Below are 19,728 nucleotides of genomic sequence, written 5' to 3' on the forward strand. Positions count from 1 at the left end.
GCCTTTTTTATTGGCGCCCCGGAAAGCCTTGATTTCCCTTGGATCGCCCCCAGCTAGTCGTTTCAACGGAAGGAACGCATGGAACAATTTCACGCCACCACCATCGTGTGCGTGCGTCGCGGCAACCGCGTCGCACTGGGCGGCGATGGCCAGGTCACCCTGGGCAACATCGTCATCAAAGGCACGGCGCGCAAGATCCGCCGCCTGTACCACGACAAGATTCTGGCCGGTTTCGCCGGCGCCACCGCCGATGCGTTCACGCTGCAGGAACGCTTCGAGGCCAAGCTCGAAAAACACCAGGGCAACCTGATGCGCGCCGCGGTCGAACTCACCCGCGACTGGCGTACCGACCGCGTCCTGCGCCGACTCGAAGCCATGCTGATCGTGGCCGACGCCGAACACACGCTGGTGCTCACCGGAAACGGCGACGTCCTCGAACCCGAACACGGCCTGGCCGCCATCGGCTCCGGCGGCGCCTACGCCCAGTCGGCCGCGCTGGCCCTGCTGCGCAACACGGAACTGCCGCCCGAGACCATCGTCAAACAGTCTCTCGAGATCGCTGGCGACCTCTGCATCTACACCAACCAGAACCACGTCATCGAAACGCTGGGCGACTGACGCCCGCCGCGCGGCGCAGCTTCCTGCGCCGCGGCGCGCGTCCCCCAGCCAGCCCTCGCTTTCCAAGGATTCGCCCTCATGTCCGCATCCAACATGACGCCCGGAGAGATCGTCTCCGAACTCGACAAATACATCGTCGGCCAGAATCGCGCCAAGCGCGCCGTGGCGGTGGCCCTGCGCAACCGCTGGCGCCGCCAGCAGGTCGCCGAGCCCCTGCGCCACGAAATCCACCCCAAGAACATCCTCATGATCGGCCCCACCGGCGTGGGCAAGACCGAGATCGCCCGCCGCCTGGCCAAGCTGGCCAACGCGCCGTTCATCAAGATCGAAGCCACCAAGTTCACCGAAGTGGGCTACGTCGGCCGCGACGTCGACACCATCATCCGCGACCTGACCGAATACTCGATCAAGCAGACGCGCGAACTGGAAATGCGCCGCGTGCGCACCCAGGCTGAAGACGCCGCCGAAGACCGCATCCTCGACGCCCTGGTTCCGCCCCCGCGCGGCGCCTCCGGCGAACCCGAACGCGGCGAAGACAACAGCGCCCGCCAGACTTTCCGCAAGCGCCTGCGCGAGGGCAAGATCGACGACCTCGAAATCGAGATCGAAGTCGCCCAAGCCGCGCCGCAGATGGACGTCATGACGCCCCCCGGCATGGAAGAAATGGCCGAGCAGCTGCGCGGCATGTTCGCTGGCATGGCCCGCGACAAGAAGAAGTCCAAGAAAATGAAGGTGCGCGAAGCCTTCAAGCTCATCGTCGACGAAGAAGCCGCCAAGCGCGTCAACGAAGAAGACCTGCGCACCGCCGCCATCAACAACGTCGAGCAGAACGGCATCGTCTTCCTGGACGAAATCGACAAGATCGCGGCCCGCCAGGAAAGCGGCGGCGCCGACGTCTCGCGCCAGGGCGTGCAGCGCGACCTGCTGCCGCTGGTCGAAGGCACCACTGTCAACACGCGCTACGGCATGGTCCGCACCGACCACATCCTGTTCATCGCGTCGGGCGCCTTCCACCTGGCCCGTCCGTCGGACCTGATCCCTGAACTGCAGGGCCGTTTCCCGATCCGCGTCGAGCTCGAATCCCTGACCGCCGAAGACTTCGTGCGCATCCTGTCCGACACCGATGCCTCGTTGACCAAGCAGTACACGGCGCTGATGGCCACCGAAGACGTGCAGCTGGAATTCACCGACGAAGGCGTGCGCCGCCTGGCCGAGCTGGCATACGACGTCAACGAAACCACCGAGAACATCGGCGCCCGCCGCCTGTACACGGTGATGGAAAAGCTGCTCGACGAACTGTCGTTCGACGCCACCTCCAGCAGCGACAAGACGGTCAAGATCGACGCCGCCTACGTCAATGCGCAACTGGCCGAAGCCGCCAGCAGCCAGGATCTGGCCCGCTACGTGCTGTAAGCACTGCCACGGTCGCCAACAAAAAGGCCCGCCGCAAGCGATTGCGGCGGGCCTTTCCCTATTGTTGAAACGGTGCAGGCGTATGCGGCCCAACGGCTGCACAGCGCCACTTAGTTGGTGATAGCGGTCACCACGTACTTGCCGTCCTTGCGTTCGGCCGTGAAGCGCACCTTGTCGCCCGCCTTGATCTTGGCCAGCAGCGCGGGATCAGCGTCGTACACCAGTGTCATTGCCGGCAGGTCCAGCGCCTTGATGGCGTCGTGCTTGATGGTGACCTTGCCCGCAGCCGGGTCCACGCGCCGCACCTCGCCACTGGCGTCGGCCTGCTGGGCGAACGCCAGCGGCGTGGCCAGCGACACGACGGCCATCGCGGTGGCGACGGCCATGGGCATTGCGTATTTACGGTTGAAAGCCATGCTTTATCCTCCGATTACAGCGAGATTCCGGGACCGGATCGACCGTACCTCGCCACGTGCATAGTGCTAGGATACCGCCCCGACGCAACAGTTCCATCCGAATTGCGCAACAATTCTGACGATAGATTGCGATCGTGCGCTTACGCACGCCGTGTGCTTACCAGCCGACGCATTCTCCACACGACTCGTCACCGACTTCAGGACGTTCCCATGGCCAACCGCTTATCAGTCATTGCTACCCGTACCGGCGACGACGGCACCACGGGTCTTGGAGATGGCAGCCGCGTTTCCAAGGATGCACCACGCATTGCCGCGCTTGGCGATGTGGATGAATTGAACAGCGCCATCGGCGTTGTACTCACGCACACGCTGCCTCCCGAGGTCTCGAAGGATCTGCTGACGGTGCAACATGATCTGTTCGACATGGGTGCAGAGCTCTGCATCCCGGGCCATACGGCCCTCGATGACGGACAGGTCGCCCACCTGGACGCCAGGCTGGCGCACTACAACTCGGCCTTGGCCCCTCTGCGGGAATTCGTATTGCCCGGTGGTTCCGCCCCTGCCGCGCACGCGCACATGGCTCGCGCGATTTGCCGGCGCGCCGAGCGCGCGGTTGTCGCCCTGGCGCACATGGACCCCGTCAATCCCCCTGTGCGCCAATATCTGAATCGCCTTGCCGACTTGCTGTTCATCGTCGCGCGCTATCTGAATCAGCATCTAGGTGTTGGCGATGTGCAGTGGCACAGCCGCCACTCGCGCCAGGACTAGCCGCCGATATATTCACCGTATGCCACGCCCCGCTCGCCGTCCCCGTAATTCGTTGAAATACAGGGACATTTCGGTGCCAAAAAAGAGTTGTTATTCCACTGAAACGGGATGTTTTGTTGGCACTCGTTAGATTTCAGTAAGGTTTCAGCAGGCGCTTTACGGCATAATGGAGGGTTATTGAGCGGTGATTCAGGCCGCGCTTTTCGCTCGAGAGCCAAACTATAATGAGTATCATTGTCACCGGTGGCGCCGGCTTTATCGGTTCGAATTTCGTGCTCGACTGGCTCGCCCAAAGCGATGAGCCGGTCATCACGCTGGACAAGTTGACCTACGCCGGCAACCCCGACAATCTTTCCTCGTTGAAAGATGACGCGCGCCATCGCTTGGTCCACGGCGATATCGGCGATGCCGATCTCGTCACCCAATTGCTGGCCGAGCACAAGCCGCGTGCGGTACTCAACTTCGCCGCCGAATCCCATGTGGATCGGTCCATCCATGGTCCCGGCGAATTTATCCAGACGAACATCGTCGGCACGTTCCATCTGCTCGAAAGCGTGCGTGCCTACTGGTCGGCGCTGCCGGATGCCGAGCGTGCGGCCTTTCGCTTCCTGCACGTGTCGACCGACGAAGTCTATGGCTCCCTGAGCAAGACAGACCCTGCCTTCACGGAAACGAATCGCTACGAGCCCAACAGCCCGTACTCGGCCAGCAAGGCCGCGAGCGACCACCTGGTACGGGCCTATCACCACACCTATGGCCTGCCGGTCCTGACGACCAACTGCTCGAACAATTACGGCCCCTATCACTTCCCCGAGAAGCTGATTCCCCTGGTCATTCACAATGCCTTGGCAGGAAAGCCATTGCCCATCTATGGTGATGGCCAGCAGATTCGCGACTGGCTCTACGTCCAGGATCATTGCAGCGCGATCCGCCGAGTCCTCGAAGCCGGCAAACTGGGCGAGACCTATAACGTCGGGGGCTGGAATGAAAAAGCCAACCTGGAAGTCGTCCACACGCTCTGCGCACTGCTCGACGAACTGAGCCCGCGTGCCGACGGCCAGTCCTATGCCACCCAGATCACGTTCGTCAAAGACCGCCCGGGCCACGACAGGCGCTATGCCATTGACGCCACGCGTCTCGAGCGCGAACTCGGCTGGAAGCCCGCGGAAACATTCGAAACCGGCATTCGCAAGACCGTAGCCTGGTATCTGGCCAACCCGCAGTGGGTGGCCAACATCACCAGCGGCGCCTATCGCGAGTGGATCCATACCCAATACGCCGCCTGACATGCGATCAGCCCGGCATGGCGAACGACACCTGATGTGCCGTTCGCCGTGAAGCATCCGGGCCTCGCATTGCCAACAGGCCAACAACTAGCCAAACGGGTGACCCGGTGAATCAGCGGATCGCAATCCTCCTTTGCACGTACCAGGGTGAAACATACCTGGCAGAGCAATTGGACTCATTCGCCGCGCAGACGTATACCCACTGGGAAGTCTGGGCGTCAGATGACGGCTCCGTCGACAGCACGACCCAGATGCTGGAAAGCTATCAACGCCGCTGGGCGCCTGGTCAACTGACGATCCGCTCAGGTCCGCGAAAAGGCTTCGTCGCGAACTTCATGTCCTTGCTCTGCAGCCCGGACCTGAACGCCGACTACTACGCGATGTCTGACCAGGACGATATCTGGCACGCCGACAAGCTGCAGCGCGCCGTCGACTGGTTGCGCCAGATACCCCAAGACATCCCGGCGCTGTATTGCACGCGCACCGAACTCATCGACGAAGCCGGTCACACGCTGGGTTACTCTCCGCTGTTCCGGCGGCCACCAGGTTTTGCCAATGCCCTCGTGCAGAATGTGGCGGGCGGCAATACGATGGTCATCAACAATGCGGCGCGTGCCCTGCTTCTGGAAGCGGGTGCCGACCTGAACGTCATTGCGCATGACTGGTGGGTCTATATCGTGGTCAGCGCCTGTGGCGGCCGCGTGCACTATGACAGTCAGCCCTCGCTGCGGTATCGTCAGCATGGCGCAAACCTGATCGGGGCCAATGCCGGCCTGGCGGCGCGCCTGCAACGGATTCGAATGCTGTTCCGTGGGCACCTCAAGGCGTGGACCGACCAGCACGTCGTTGCGTTGGCCCCCCTGCTGCCCAAGCTGACTCCCGCCAATCGCCGCATCTACGACCGCTTTGTCAGTGCCCGACAACGCAGCCTTCTGCCGCGGGTCATCGGCATCAAGTGTTCCGGCATCTATCGCCAGACAACCTTGGGCAATCTGGGGCTGCTGGCCGCCGCAATCTCCAACCGAATTTGAAGGTAGCCATGAAAATCCTGCTCCTAGGCAAAAATGGCCAGGTCGGCCACGAATTGCAGCGAACCTTGCTTGCACTTGGTGAAGTGCATGCCTTCGGCCGCCAGGATGCCGACCTTGAAGACCTGGACGCACTCGGCCGTTTACTCGATGCCCAGACGCCCGACCTCATCGTCAATGCCGCGGCCTACACCGCGGTGGACAAGGCCGAAACCCATCAAGACGCGGCGCGCAGGATCAACGCCGAGGCCGTTGCGCTGCTTGCCCGCTATGCGCAGGACAAGCGTGCGCGTCTGGTGCACTACTCCACCGACTACGTATTCGACGGCACCAAGGCAACCCCTTACGACGTCGATGACCAGACCAACCCCCAAAGCGTGTACGGCGCCACCAAACTGGCGGGCGAATCGGCCATCCAGGAAAGCGGCTGCAACGCGCTGATACTGCGCACCAGCTGGGTGTTCTCGACGCATGGCGGCAATTTCATCAAGACGATCCTGCGCCTTGCCAAGGAACGGGACGCCCTGAGCATCGTTGCCGATCAGCATGGCGCCCCCACTTCCGCCGAACTCATTGCAGACGTCACGGCGTTGGCTATCGCCGGATGGTTGCAGGGCAATCTGGCTAGCGGCATCTACCATCTGACGGCCTCGGGACAGACCACCTGGCATGGATTGGCCTCGCACGTGGTCGAGCGTGCGCGCCGCAATGGAGTAACGCTGAAGACCGGCGCGGGCAACATCAAACCCATTGCGACCGAAGAATATCCGGTCCCGGCGGTTCGGCCAAAGAACTCCAGGCTGAACACCGCCGCCCTCACAACTCCGCTGAAACTGCAGTTACCTCATTGGACGGTCCACGTCGACCGCACGGTGGATCAACTCTCGTCTTTGGAACTCTCCGCATGAAGCGCAAAGGTATTATTCTGGCTGGCGGCTCCGGCACCCGGTTGCATCCCGCCACCCTCGCGATCAGCAAGCAATTGCTGCCGGTTTTCGATAAGCCGATGATCTACTACCCGCTGAGCACGCTGATGCTTTCCGGGATCCGGGACATCCTGGTCATCTCGACCCCGCAAGATACGCCCCGTTTCCAGCAACTGCTCGGCGATGGTTCGCAATGGGGTTTGAACCTGCAATATGCCGTCCAGCCTTCACCTGATGGCCTGGCCCAGGCCTTCCTGATCGGTGAAAAATTCCTCGGTAACGACCTGTCGGCGCTCGTGCTGGGCGACAACATTTTCTACGGCCACGACTTCCACCAGCTTCTGGCCAACGCCCATGCCCGCACCGACGGGGCCAGCGTATTCGCCTACCACGTACACGACCCCGAGCGGTATGGCGTGGCGGAATTCGACGAAAACGGCACCGTCCTTTCGCTTGAAGAAAAGCCGGCCAAGCCGAAATCCAATTACGCGGTCACCGGCCTGTATTTCTACGACAAGGACGTGATTGAAATCGCCAAGCAGATCAAGCCTTCGGCTCGTGGCGAACTCGAAATCACCGACTTGAACCGCGTCTATCTCGACCAGGGCAAACTCGGCGTGGAAATCATGGGCCGTGGCTATGCCTGGCTTGACACCGGCACGCACGAATCCCTGCTCGAAGCCAGCCAGTTCATCTCGACCCTGGAAAACCGCCAGGGGTTGAAGGTCGCCTGCCCCGAAGAGCTCGCGTTCCGCAACAAGTGGATCACCCCCGAGCAATTGGAAGCCTTGGCGGCGCCCTTGGCCAAGAACGGCTACGGCAAATACCTGCAGCGCCTGCTGGTCGAAAAGGTTTATTGAACGGGCCCAACACCCTGGCGATACGTGTGGGGCACCCAGGGTCCCCACTTGCTTTCGTACAGCGCGCGGTTTTCGTTGAATAGCTTCATCCGTCGTTCCACGCCCATCAAATTGAAGGATGCGGAATGGTGATGGTGGATGAACACGTCTTCCGCGCATGCCACGGTGTAGCCCAATTGCTGTACGCGGCGGCAATAGTCGTCGTCCTCGAACATGCCGATACCGAAGGCTTCGTCGAGCTCGCCGACCTTTTCGTAGATTTCCCGCGTAAAAGCCACGCAGAAGAAAGCGGCCGTATATAGCGTTATCGTTTCGCCCATGTGGCTGGCGGTATAGCGCCGCGCCGCAGTCTCCATCTCGTCCATCGAACCGTACGAAATATCGATCCGCGACTCGTTTCCAATGTTGTTGGTGACGGGACCGACGATGCCCATGCTCGCATTGCGCTGCAAGTGGCGGACCAGGGACCCCAGCCAGCCCGAGGTCACGTAGGTGTCGTTGTTCAGCAGCACCAGGTATTCCCCTCGTGCGATCCTCAGCCCTTGATTGTTGCCTGCGGCGAATCCCCGGTTGTCCGCATTCAGGATGATCCGACGGTTCTCACCGCGACGCGCCCATTCCTTCAGGTACTCGGGCGTGGCATCGCGCGAATCATTGTCGACGACGATGATTTCAACGTTCTTGTAGTGCGTATTCTTTTCCAGGCTGTGCAAACACGCGTGAGTCAGCTCCAACTTGTTGTAGGTGACCAGCACCACGCTGACCAGTGGCGGCACATCCTGGTCCAGCTGTTGGACAATGGCGCGCGCCCGGTCCTGCGCATCCAGCTGGCCATCGTCGGCAGACAGAATCAGGCCCGGGTCACCTTCAAGCCCGGCCAGGCTGAGATCCCCGGGGTCGACCATCGTGTCATACGCCAAACGTCGGTTGGGCACCTGATCCGCGCAAGCCAGCCAAAACGGGTGTTGCAACAATGAAATGATGGAAGTCGGGGCCGACTCGTCCACAAACATAGCCAGACTGGTTTTCAGGCGCCCCATCATTGCGGCGTCAATCGACGGATCGTGAATCGACTGCGGGTTCGCCACGTGCAGATGGACCACATTCAACAGGCCATCCGGCGAAACCGCCTCCAGTTGAAAACCGGGCCGGTCGTCCTCGATGAATCGGCTGGAGAAAAAGTAGGTCCGATGACCCAACTCTGCCAAGCCGCGGGCAATCTGTTGCGCGCGGACCGCCAGGCAAGGCCAGTCGGCGCCGCCCCAGATGAAGACGTCCGCACGGTCCTTGGCGCCCCGCAAGGGCGGCACAAAGTGCGGCACCACCTCAGGCATGTTCTGCGGCGCGGCCGATGCGGTGCCGGCCGGCGTTGCTGCCTCGCCCCCCACAAGCGCGCGCTTCAAAGCTTGCTTCCAGGCCTTCGGCATCGGCGCGCGGCGGTATGCTGCCCGTGCCATTGCCTTGACCTTGTGCTTGCCTGTCCTTGCCGCCTGCCCCAGGCCGCGCACTGGAGAAGTCAGGCGCCACGAGGTGCTTCGATGCATCGCGGCAATCAAGGCCTCGCGTTCGCGCAACGCGCCTTCGCTGGCGCCAAGCCGTTGCTCCAGCGAGCCCGTGCGATCAAGAAACAGCTGATTCGCCGTCTTGAGTTCGTCACGCAGGCGCTGCAGGCGCACGGCCGGCCGCAGCGATTCCCGACCGATTTCCAGGTCGACCAGCGACAAACCCAAACTGCCGATCTCCTGCTCGGACGCATAAATGAGCAAGATATGCTCACCCCCGCCGTCTCGGACATCGACGGCCATCGCACGCGAATAAATGAGCGTAAATCGGCCTGCGATGGAAACCGGTATGTTCCCCTGATCAAAAGTTGCTGCATGCACGGCCGGGCGTTGATATTCCCGATACGGCACCTGCACCACCAGATAATTGCCCGCCCTGCCGGCGATACGGGTCAGGACATCGACAGGGTTGGCAAAATGCTCAAGCTTGTTGATGACAAAACATATTCCATATTTGTCGATCCGATCGCTCGCACCAAGACGCAGATCTTCAACCCGCAGGAACTGCGGCTGTGAATATTTTCGTTGAGCGTGATCAATTGACTCGGCCGACTCATCCAGGCCGGTTACCTTGATTTTCAAGCGCTGCGCCAACAAATCCGTTCCATCCCCCTCGGAACAAAACCAGTCGCACGACGAAGCCCCATCTTCCCGAACTTTTTGAATAAACCAACGGGGTAGATTGTCAATCGCCGCCTGATAAAGGACCGATGACGGCTTCACTCCCGTCATACCACCTGACGAGCCGTCAGCCGTGCCGCGAGTTTCATTATTGGGAATTGACAATTTTTTATCCGCGCAGTTATAGCGCTCGAATACGTACCACTTTTCGCGAAAGTTCGACGTCGATCCTGCGCTTCCAAAAAAACAAAAAAGGCGAGAGGCCTGATGGAGCCGCAAACTTTGAATAAAAATGCGGATATAGATCGCGGGATGGTAACATTGCGGGTTCGGAATCGCCAGCCGCGCGCCTGGCGCAATGGCCAGAATTTTCTTCGAGCCCCGGGCAATGAAGCTCACCAGGGGATGGCCACGGCCAAGCCTGCGGCGGTCTTAGCACACACAGTCAAGAGTACCCAGCATGAACATGAAGAAAAAGGTCGTCTGCATCGTCGGCACGCGCCCCGAAGCGATCAAGATGGCGCCGGTCATTCTGGCATTCCAGCGCTGCGACTGGGCTGAGACCATCGTGCTGTCCACGGGCCAACATCGCCAGATCCTGATGCAGACGCTGAGCGACTTCGGCGTCCAGGTCGACCTGGACCTGGACATCATGCAAGCCAACCAGAGCCTGGCCGGATTGACGGGTCGACTGTTCCTCCAGCTGGACGAAACCCTGGAGAAGCTCGCGCCGGATCTGGTGCTTGCGCAAGGCGACACGACCACCGTCATGGTCGCCTCCGTGGTCTGCTTCTATCGGCGCATCATGTTCGGGCACGTCGAAGCCGGCCTGCGTACCGGGAATCTGCATCAGCCGTTTCCCGAAGAATTCAACCGTATCGTCACGGGCCGCATTTCTGCGCTGCATTTCGCCCCGACCCAATTGTCCAAAGACAACCTGGTGGCCGAAGGCATCGACCCGGCCGCCGTGAAGATCACTGGCAACACGGTGGTCGACGCACTGCTGGACATGGCCGCGCGAACCGAACCGTCGTCGTTTGGCGACACCGGCCCGCTCGTCCTGGTCACCGCACACCGCCGCGAAAATTTTGGGGAACCCCTTAAGCGTATTTGCGCTGCCCTGCGTCAGCTGCACGACGAATTCCCGGACCTGACCCTGGTCTACCCCGTCCATCCGAATCCCAACGTGAACGATGTCGTCACCGGCCTGCTGGGCGACCTGCCGCGCGTCAAACTCATTGCGCCCGTCGGCTACCGCGACATGGTTGCGCTGCTCAAGCGTTGCACGCTGGTCATCACTGACAGCGGCGGCCTGCAGGAAGAAGCGCCGGCGCTTTCCAAACCTGTCCTTGTCGTGCGCGAGGTCACCGAGCGCCCCGAGGCCGTCGCTGCCGGCGTCGTCAAGGTTGTCGGCACCGACACCGCAAGCATCGTCGGCGAAGCGACGCGCCTGCTCCGTGATCCCGCCTACTTCAGCCAGATGAGCCGCGGCGACTCGCCCTACGGCGATGGCCTGGCAAGCGGCCGCATCGTCGCCTGCGCGCAGGCTGCACTGTTCCCGAGCGCCGCAGGCCTGTCGGCCATTGCAGACTGGGACCTCAGCCAATCTCGCCCGGGCGCCTGACGACGGCCCGATGGTATGCGAGACGCCCTGCACTTCGTTGAAAACCCCGTCATCGTTCTCGCGAACGGCGTCAACCCTCTGGATGACAAGCCGCGCGAGGGCTATCAGCAGCGCGTCGCGACGGTTGACTCGTACCTCAACGCACGCAATCGCGTCTATGTGAAAGTAAATCCGGCCATCGGGAACGGCCACGCCCTTCGTCAATTGGGACCTGGCTGCCTGGAACTCGAAATAGGCCAACAGTACGGCAACTCGGTCATTCGCCTTTTCCGCCGCGCCACCGCCATTTATTCACATAGCATTTTTCCTTTGCTGCACGAGCAGACCCGCCATCTCGCGAGCCTGCGCGGCGGAAAATTGATCGTGGATATGCATGGCGTCGTGCCCGAGGAAACCGCGTTCCTGGGTGACGCTGAACGTGCACTGACCCTCGGGCAACTTGAATCATGGGCCGTGCTCGAAGCGGACGTGCTCATTCATGTCACGCGCCAGATGGCCAAGCATTTCCGTGCAAAGTACGCCTGGATCGATGCCGTCAACATCGTAAGCCCGATATTTCCTGAAACCTCGCAACGCGAGCTGGCGGGCCACCAGCCCAATGGCGCTGTTGTGTATGCGGGCGGCGCACAGGCGTGGCAGATGGTCGACTGCATCGTCGAGGCGGTCCAAGCGTCCTTGCAGACCTATACCGCCAGAATCCTGACTCACGAGCCGGAGATATTCCGCCAGAAGTTTCTCGCTCGCGGTTGCCTGGCGGATGGAGATCGCCTGTCCATCTATGCTGCACGCCCCTCCGAAGTACGTGCGGTGTATGCCGAAAGCAGCTACGGTATTCTGTGCCGCGAGCGCCATGTGCTGAACCGGGTCGCCTGCCCGACCAAGCTTATCGAATACCTGAGCTTCGGCGTGTTGCCTGTCATGGGTACCCCTGAAGTCGGAGACTTTGCCGACCTCGGCATGCGCTATGCCACGATGGACGACCTGGCCCAGCGTCGCCTGCCGTTGGGCGAAGAATACGCCCACATGATCACCAGCAATTTTGCCGTTCTTGATCAACTCGCGGAAATGGCTCAAAGCGGCCGCAAACAGTTGCTTGCCCAGATCGGGTGACGAGAACCGCTTTGCACAATACTCATCGCAATATCGCAACAGGTCTGGGCAGCGTGCTGCTCTGCGGATTGATGCTGCTGGGCTCCCGCTATCTGTGGCAAGAACTCGCTTGGCCATCCGCCGGCCGACGCGACGACATGACCTGGACTGCAGCGGTGCTGCTGACCGGCCTGGCGTTGCACCTCCTGCGCCTGCGCCGTGCCAAGGAAACATTGCTGGCCGTTGCACTCGGCTGGGTAGGGTTGGGCGTCGGTTGGAACAATCTGGCAGTGATCGCCATCTGGACGGCTGCCACGTGGTCCCTCGGCGGCCTGCTGCTTCACGCCATTTACCGCGACGCGGATTACCCGATCAAGTATCCGGTCGAAGCCCTCGTTGTCGGCACGGCCGCGTGGCTGGCGGTATGGGGAGTCATGCTCCATTTCAAGATCAACTACCGGGGCGTGTACTGGGGCTTGTGCTTGCTGCCGTTCATCCACTGGCGCCTGTTGCCGCAAGGATCGCTGCGGCACTCGCTGAAGCGGCGGCTTGCCGATTTCGATCATTGGCTTGAATCCATCCCCGTGTGGATGTGGGTGCCCGGCGTCGCGATCATCGGCTGGGTACTGCGCTGGGCCAGCCTGCCCAGCGTGATGTTTGACGATCATGCGCTGCATCTGCGCATGTGGACCATGTTCGAATTCCAGCACCGGGCGGAATTCAATCCGGTCGACCAAATCTGGTCGGTCGCCCCTTTTGCGTCCGATCTACTGCATGGTGCCCTGTCCCTGATGGCGGCCGACGATGTCCGTGGTGCGTGGCACCTGGCATTGGGGCTGGCAATCCTGGGGCTGACGGCAAAAGTTCTGTCGCAGATCAATGTCCCCCCCCGATGGCAATGGCTCCTGCTGGTGCTGCTGGCCAGCACACCCATGTTTGGAAATCTGCTGGTATCGCTGCAGACCGAGCTGGCTCTTGGCGTATTGGCGCTGACGGCCATCGCCCTGATCGGAAATGCCGAGCAAACAGCCAATCCCCCCGTATTCGGCGTCCTGGCCTGCGCCGGCCTCTGCGTTGCGGTCAAGCTACCCGGCGCGATACTTGGGGTGGCATGTATCGCCGCAATGGCCGTTACCTTTGGCCGCACGCTCCTGCCCAAACGCTGGTTCAATCCAACGGCCTGGCTCACGCTGGTGATCCTCGCGTTCGTCGCCCTGCACGCATACGCCGTCGCCTGGTACTTCACGCGCAACCCGGTCTTCCCGCTGTACAACGGCATCTTCCGCTCAAGCTTTTTCCCCTCCGAGAATTTCAAGGACGTGACCTGGTCCGCAGGATTTTCACTGCGCAGTTACGTCGAGGCGTTTTTCCGGACGTCGAGATATTTCGAGTCCAGCGACTATTCGGCCGGTTGGCAATATCTGATTCTGTTGCCCGTCGCGCTGGCTGCGACAGTGCTTCCCGGCACTCCGCGCCTGTTGCGGATTGCCCTGCTCCCGTTGCTGGGATTCGGCATCGCAATGTTTGCTGCCGTCCAGTATTGGCGATATCTGTTCCCGGTCATGCCGCTTGCCATCGTGGTGATGGGTGTTCTATTCACCCGCCACCAACGCAGCAGCGTCCGATACGTCGCCGTCCTGCTGGCCATCGCTTGCGTGGGACTGAATATGCGGTATTACCGCAACATATCGGGCTTGATGCATGTGCCGGCACAGATGGCCTATACCGAGCACGGCCAGGATCAGTTGACACGCGCTTTCGCGCCCGTTGCCGCGTTGACCGCGACGGTCAATGCCCTAGCTCCCGGCTCACGCGTGCTTTATCCGTTCGAGTCCCCGACCGGTGCTACGTTGCATGGTCGACCCGTTTATACGTCCTGGTATGCGGCGGCACGTTCCCTGCAATTCCAAGGAATAGCGAACGCTGATCGCGCTGCCGCGTTCATTGCCGATCAACGCCCGGATTTTGTCATCGTCAACCAGACAGACACAGGCCCCACGAGCATACCGAACGGCTTGATACGTGAATACGTAGCCAGCCAGGGGCGCCTTGTCGATCAGGTTGGACCCTACAAGCTTTACCATGTGAGCGGATTCCCTGAACCGCATGCACCGATTAAATAGAGAGAGAGCTAGTGCATAGCCCATTTGATAGTGTCGCCAAGGTTCTGGCCTGGGCAGTGCTTGGCGCATTAACCATACTCGCACCACTGTACTTGTGGCAGGAGACGGGATGGTCGTCGTCAATTCAATATGACGGCGTCATGTGGACGTCCGGTGCCGCACTCACGGGATTTGTGCTGTTCATGCTGATGCGGCGCCAGGCCCACGCTGCGATGCTCGCCATCATGCTTGGCTGGCTGGGCATGGGTGTCGGCATAGGCAATCTGTTGATCGTCTGCCTCTGGTTCATCAGCGCGTGGGCGCTCGGCGGCCTGCTGTTGCAATACATCCACAAGGAGCGCGATTACGCATTGCTTCATCCGCTGGAAGCGACGGTCCTGGGTGCTGCCATCTGGCTCGGTGCCTGGAACCTGATGCTGCATTATCGGGTGAATTATCGCGGCATTTATTGGGGCTTGACGCTCATCGCGTTGGCCCCCGCACTCCGGTTTCGCGCCGACCAGTATCGCCTTGCCTTCGGTGCGCGGCTTGGCGCAGCCGGCGAATGGATGAAATCCATTCCATTCGTCGCATGGGTGCTGGGCCTGGCCATCATCGGCTGGGTATTGCGCTGGAGCAGCATCCCCAGTGTCATGTTTGACGACCACGCGATGCATCTTCGCCTCTGGACCAGCTTTGTCACCCAACACCGGGCCGAACTGGATCCGACGTATCAAATCTGGTCGCTCGCGCCTTTTGCCCTGGACCTGACGCATGCCGCGCTGTCGCTCATGGCAGGCACGGACATGCGCAGCGCATGGAACCTCGGGCTTGCCTTGTCACTCTTGGGACTGACAGCAAGGGTGTTGCAGCAGGCCCGTGTAAGTGCGCCTGCCCAATGGCTGCTTGTCGTGCTATTGGCCAGTACCCCGATGCTCGGCAACCTGTTGCTCTCGCTGCAGACGGAACTCGTGCTTGCTGTGATTGCGATGGCCTGCGTGTCGCTCATCAGCGGGGCCACCAAGGGGCACAGCGCCCACGTATGGGGCGTTCTGGCTGGAGCCGCATTGTGCGCCGCTGTAAAGCTCCCGGCTGCCGCACTAGGCGTGCTGCTGCTCGTCGCGCTGGTATTGCGGGTCGGCCTGCGCGGCATACTGCCCCAGCGCAAGGGCGCCTTGTGGGCGGCACTGGCACTTTTGACTCTAGGCTGGGTGGCGCTGCACAATTACGCTTTCGCATGGCGAGTGACCGGCAACCCTGTCTTTCCGCTATATAACGGGATTTTCCGTTCTCCTTATTACAGCCCCGAAAACTTTATCGATACTGCCTGGACACGGGGTTTTACGCTATCAAACTATGTAAATGCCTTCTTCGAAACCTCGAGGTTCTTCGAATCGAAGGATTATGTCGCAGGCTGGCAGTATCTCTTCCTGCTGCCCTTCGCGATCGTCGCACTAGGCTTGCGCGGCGCTCCCCGCTCATTGCGTCTCGCCCTGATTCCGCTGCTGGGATTCGGCACGATAATGTTCGCGGCCATTCAGTATTTGCGCTACCTGTTCCCCGTCATGCCGCTCGCAGTGGCTGTCATGGGGGCATTGTTTGTTGGCCAACGTCGATATTTGCGCGCTGTTTTTGCCGTTCTGACGCTGGCATGCATTGCCATGAATCTTTATTCATTCCGCGGCATATCCTGGATAATGCAGAATACTGCCCAAACGGCCTATACCGAAGCGGGACGCGAACGGCTTGTCAATCTTTACGCCCCGGCCGTAAAACTGAACAAGAAAATCGCGCAGATTGCCCCCGGGGCTCGAGTGTTGTACCCCATGGAGACAACCTATGGCGCAGCACTCCTAGGAACGCCGCTTTACGTAAACTGGTACACGCCAGCCCGCACGGCGGCCTATCGGGCGATGAAGACCGAAGCTGACGTGGCGAACTTCCTGGCGGCGGAGAAAGTCGATTTCGTCATCGTCAACCAGGGTGACGCCGAGACCAGGGTCTATCCCTGGATTTCGGTGACGCTCCTGCGCGAATACCTGGCGCGCTATGGCAAAGTGATCGATCAATCCGGTCCGCTCACTCTGTATCGCGTTGGCGCTGAACCGGTCGACTATCATGAGGGGTTCTCCCTCGATGCCGCGCTAGCCACACCGTCGCCCAGCGTGGTTCGCAATTCCGCGGGCGAGATCGAAGCCACGTCGCAAGCGATCCCGCTTCCCACGTTCGCGACCGGCGCAGCCAGTCAAGCCAGGTACACCGTACGATTGCGTTGCGCGACCGACAAGGGTTCTTTCATTGCCCAGGTGAACTGGGACAGCGGCGATCCGTACTATCGACTGGTAGCCTGCCACGCTGGAAGCCTCACCTTCTCCGAAGCGCTCTTCGTGCCCACCAACGCACGCTTGGGACAGCCTTACATTACTATCCGCGACGGTGCCTCCGTAGTCGTCGAGAATCTGCACGTGGAACTAAACTGACATGATTCAGCCCATTGCCAACCCCCGCATCGCGGTCGTCATTCCTTCGTACAAGGTCACCCGCCACGTCCTGGACGTCATCGCCCGCATCGGCTCGGAATGCAGTCGCATCTATGTCGTGGATGATGCGTGCCCGGACGGCAGTGGTCGTCACGTCGAGGAACACTGCAGCGATCCTCGGGTCCGCGTGATCTTTCACGAGAAAAACAAAGGCGTAGGAGGCGCGGTCATCACGGGATATCGCGCCGCTATCGAGGAAGACCTGGACATCGTGGTGAAGATCGACGGCGATGGACAAATGGATCCTGCCTTGCTGCCGGACTTTGTCGACCCCATCATCAGCGGCGAGGCGGACTACACCAAAGGCAATAGATTCTACGATCTCGAAGAAATACATAGCATGCCGAAGATAAGGCTGGTCGGAAATGCCATGCTCTCCTTCATGGCCAAGTTTTCGTCTGGCTATTGGGATCTTTTCGATCCCACCAATGGCTACACTGCTGTTCACGTGAATGTGCTGCGACGGCTGCCTCTGCAAAAGCTGAGCGAGCGCTATTTCTTTGAAACGGACATACTATTCCGCTTGAACATATTGCGTGCCGTCGTGATCGATGTACCCATGGATGCCAGTTACGGTGACGAAGTCAGCAATTTGAAGATTTCCCGGGTCGCCGGAGAATTCATGGTCAAGCACTTGCGTAATGCGTGCAAGCGAATTGCGTACAACTACTATCTGCGAGATATGTCACTGGCGTCTCTGGAATTGCCCCTGGGCGCCATTCTCGTATTGTTCGCGGTAATTTTTGGGGGATACAACTGGATCTCCTCAGCTCAGCATCATGTCGCGGCACCCGTTGGCACCATAATGATCGCAACGGTCAGCCTGCTTATGGGCGTTCAATTTCTCCTGGCATTCATTGGCCATGACGTTGCGCAGGTACCCCGGCGCAGCATTCATCGCCAAACACGTTTTTTTAAAATCCGAAAACAGAAACAGAAATCCGAAAACTGACTGTCTGTTATCCGCCGGGACGGCTCTGCCTTAAGCCAACGCGCTGTTCGGCCTCAGCAATAACGCAATTCCGCGCAATTGAATTATTTGAGTTTATTAGACCAATGAAGCCGAATGCTGACGATTTGATTGAATTCAAATGCAATATCTGCAGTCATATGAACAGCGTCCCGCTCAGCAGCCTGACACGGGAAGAGGCTACTTGCACCTCCTGCGGTTCAACGGTACGCATGCGCTCCATGGTCCAGATATTGACTGCCGAGTTGTTTGGCAAAAGCATGCCGATTGATGACATCTCGCCCCCTCGGCCGGATATCGTCGGCATCGGAATGAGCTGCTGGGAAGTCTATGCAAATCGCCTGGCGCACAAGGTCAAGTACATCAACACCTACTACCATCAAGAGCCATTTCTTGACATCACCGACATCGGGGAAAAATGGCTCAACCAGTTGGATTTCATCGTCTCCACGGACGTTTTTGAGCATGTCGCCCCACCGATATCGACGGCATTCGAAAATGCTCGTCGCCTGCTGAAGCCGGACGGCGTCTTCATTATCTCGGTGCCGTTCGATCGTCCCGGAGAGCCGAATGCTGAAACCAAGGAATGGTTCCCGAATCTGCACGACTGGAGACTTGAAGAGGTTGCCGGCAATTGGGTCCTGCACAATACGACTCGCGACGGCAAACAAGAACGATTTGACGATCTTTGCTTCCACGGAGGCCCGGGAACCACTTTGGAGATGCGGCTGTTTTCCGAGGCCTCCCTGATTCGCGAGTTGATTGCCGCCGGATTCAATGACATCACGGTCTACAGCAAGCCGCACTTCGATCTGGGAATTCACTGGCCCGGTGGGTGTTCCATACCGATCGCCGCCCGAGTCGTCCCGGAGCAGCGCTCATTTTTCAAATGGAAAAAAAGGCAGCCTGTCATCCGCACGGCTTAAGCGATAGACGGGAATGGGCATTATCCAGACTTCGCGGCGGCCGGGCATAAAGTTCCGGCTGCATCAGCTAACTGACGCAATAGCGCCACTAATCCTGGCTCGACAGCCCCTCACTCTCCGATGAACAAGCAAATACTCTTCAGCCTCGACCTGGAAGACCATCTTGGGCGCTATGACAGCACGAGCCGCTATCCGGAAGTGACGCGGCGCGTGATGAGCGCGCTCGCCGAGCGGAACGTCAAGGGCACGGTATTCACCGTTGCCCGCATAGCCGAACGAGAGCCTGCCTTACTGAGAGAAATTGCCGCATTAGGGCATGAAATTGCTTGCCACAGCCTGGATCACACTCCGCTGGACAAACAATCACCCAGGCAATTGCGAGAGAGTACCGCTCGAGCCAAGGGAATTCTGGAAAATTGCATCGGCCAGGAGATCACCGGCTATCGTGCCCCCATTTTTTCGCTAGTAGAGCGCACAGCCTGGTTCGTGGACGATTTGCGCCGTCTTGGCTTTTCCTATTCCTCAAGCGTCATGCCGACGAGAACCCCGTTATACGGCTTCCCCGGCGTACCGCAGGAGCCATTCAAATGGCACAACGGTCTGGTCGAGCTTCCCTGCCCGGTCGGTAAGCTGGGGAGCGCCACCCTGCCTTATCTTGGCGGCTTCTACCTCAGATACATGCCGCAAGCGATAATCAACAGATTATTGAGCCAGGCATCGAATCAATCATGCCTTTGGACCTACTGTCACCCCTACGACTTCGACGCCGAAGAACCTTTTGCACGGATTTCCGGCGCTGCGCTCTGGACCAGCGTTTTGCTGTGGTTCAACCGGCGCAACACCCTGCGCAAGATTCTGGGCCTGGTGGGACAGGAGTCTGCCACGACACTCAATGCATGGGCAGGCAGCCACTCGCATACGCTGCCGACATATGAATACAGGCCCAAACCCGCCTCGGAATGATCCGTTACGATCCGAT

The 19,728-nt window shown here is 60.0% G+C and carries 16 protein-coding genes; 14 read left to right on the forward strand and 2 right to left on the reverse strand.

Annotation, left to right across the window (positions count from 1 at the left end):
- Positions 1–78 precede the first annotated feature (78 nt).
- A complete protein-coding gene (gene hslV / locus AC3WMR_RS25625) occupies positions 79–618 on the forward strand; it encodes an ATP-dependent protease subunit HslV (RefSeq protein ID WP_008160807.1) in 540 nt (179 codons plus the stop codon).
- 78 nt (positions 619–696) lie between these two features.
- Positions 697–2,031 carry an ATP-dependent protease ATPase subunit HslU gene (gene hslU, locus AC3WMR_RS25630; protein WP_183005913.1) on the forward strand — a complete coding sequence of 445 codons (1,335 nt, stop codon included), beginning with the start codon at positions 697–699 and terminating at the stop codon, positions 2,029–2,031.
- Positions 2,032–2,141: 110 nt separating this feature from the next.
- Here hslU and AC3WMR_RS25635 read toward each other — a convergent pair whose 3' ends face one another.
- Positions 2,142–2,447, reverse strand: coding sequence for a copper-binding protein (locus AC3WMR_RS25635; protein ID WP_025136245.1), 306 nt, complete (start codon positions 2,445–2,447; stop codon positions 2,142–2,144).
- Positions 2,448–2,657: 210 nt separating this feature from the next.
- Here AC3WMR_RS25635 and AC3WMR_RS25640 point away from each other — a divergent pair, with 210 nt between their 5' ends.
- The 5 genes from AC3WMR_RS25640 (at position 2,658) to rfbA (ending at position 7,315) form a co-directional block, all read left to right on the forward strand.
- Positions 2,658–3,215, forward strand: coding sequence for a cob(I)yrinic acid a,c-diamide adenosyltransferase (locus AC3WMR_RS25640; RefSeq protein WP_492266059.1), 558 nt, complete (start codon positions 2,658–2,660; stop codon positions 3,213–3,215).
- A gap of 224 nt (positions 3,216–3,439) precedes the next feature.
- The gene (gene rfbB, locus AC3WMR_RS25645; protein WP_492266058.1) at positions 3,440–4,501 is read left to right on the forward strand and encodes a dTDP-glucose 4,6-dehydratase; all 1,062 of its coding nucleotides are present in this window, start codon (positions 3,440–3,442) and stop codon (positions 4,499–4,501) included.
- A 107-nt stretch (positions 4,502–4,608) separates the two neighbouring features.
- Complete coding sequence (locus tag AC3WMR_RS25650; protein ID WP_492266057.1) at positions 4,609–5,532, forward strand: glycosyltransferase family 2 protein; 924 nt, start codon at positions 4,609–4,611, stop codon at positions 5,530–5,532.
- An 8-nt stretch (positions 5,533–5,540) separates the two neighbouring features.
- A complete protein-coding gene (rfbD, locus tag AC3WMR_RS25655; RefSeq protein WP_492266056.1) occupies positions 5,541–6,437 on the forward strand; it encodes a dTDP-4-dehydrorhamnose reductase in 897 nt (298 codons plus the stop codon).
- Positions 6,434–7,315 carry a glucose-1-phosphate thymidylyltransferase RfbA gene (rfbA, locus tag AC3WMR_RS25660; protein WP_492266055.1) on the forward strand — a complete coding sequence of 294 codons (882 nt, stop codon included), beginning with the start codon at positions 6,434–6,436 and terminating at the stop codon, positions 7,313–7,315. The genes rfbD and rfbA overlap by 4 nt, the downstream gene beginning before the upstream one ends.
- Here the strand turns inward: rfbA and AC3WMR_RS25665 are convergent.
- Positions 7,309–9,897, reverse strand: a complete 2,589-nt coding sequence (locus AC3WMR_RS25665; RefSeq protein WP_492266054.1) for a glycosyltransferase — start codon at positions 9,895–9,897, stop codon at positions 7,309–7,311. The genes rfbA and AC3WMR_RS25665 overlap by 7 nt on opposite strands.
- 61 nt (positions 9,898–9,958) lie before the next feature.
- Here AC3WMR_RS25665 and wecB point away from each other — a divergent pair, with 61 nt between their 5' ends.
- The 7 genes from wecB (at position 9,959) to AC3WMR_RS25700 (ending at position 19,712) form a co-directional block, all read left to right on the forward strand.
- A complete protein-coding gene (gene wecB, locus AC3WMR_RS25670; RefSeq protein ID WP_492266053.1) occupies positions 9,959–11,122 on the forward strand; it encodes a non-hydrolyzing UDP-N-acetylglucosamine 2-epimerase in 1,164 nt (387 codons plus the stop codon).
- A 15-nt stretch (positions 11,123–11,137) separates the two neighbouring features.
- On the forward strand, positions 11,138–12,232 hold the full coding sequence (locus AC3WMR_RS25675; RefSeq protein WP_492266052.1) for a glycosyltransferase family protein: 1,095 nt from the start codon (positions 11,138–11,140) through the stop codon (positions 12,230–12,232).
- Between the two features lie 11 nt (positions 12,233–12,243).
- Positions 12,244–14,334, forward strand: coding sequence for a hypothetical protein (locus AC3WMR_RS25680; RefSeq protein ID WP_492266051.1), 2,091 nt, complete (start codon positions 12,244–12,246; stop codon positions 14,332–14,334).
- An 11-nt stretch (positions 14,335–14,345) separates the two neighbouring features.
- The gene (locus AC3WMR_RS25685) at positions 14,346–16,793 is read left to right on the forward strand and encodes a hypothetical protein (protein WP_492266050.1); all 2,448 of its coding nucleotides are present in this window, start codon (positions 14,346–14,348) and stop codon (positions 16,791–16,793) included.
- Between the two features lies 1 nt (position 16,794).
- Complete coding sequence (locus AC3WMR_RS25690) at positions 16,795–17,805, forward strand: glycosyltransferase family 2 protein (RefSeq protein WP_492266049.1); 1,011 nt, start codon at positions 16,795–16,797, stop codon at positions 17,803–17,805.
- 104 nt (positions 17,806–17,909) lie between these two features.
- Positions 17,910–18,749 (forward strand): class I SAM-dependent methyltransferase, encoded by an 840-nt coding sequence (locus AC3WMR_RS25695; protein ID WP_492266048.1) that lies wholly within the window; start codon positions 17,910–17,912, stop codon positions 18,747–18,749.
- A gap of 120 nt (positions 18,750–18,869) precedes the next feature.
- Positions 18,870–19,712 (forward strand): polysaccharide deacetylase family protein, encoded by an 843-nt coding sequence (locus AC3WMR_RS25700; protein WP_492266047.1) that lies wholly within the window; start codon positions 18,870–18,872, stop codon positions 19,710–19,712.
- Positions 19,713–19,728: the final 16 nt, after the last annotated feature.

The organism is Achromobacter sp. FW305-C-28, from assembly GCF_058783235.1.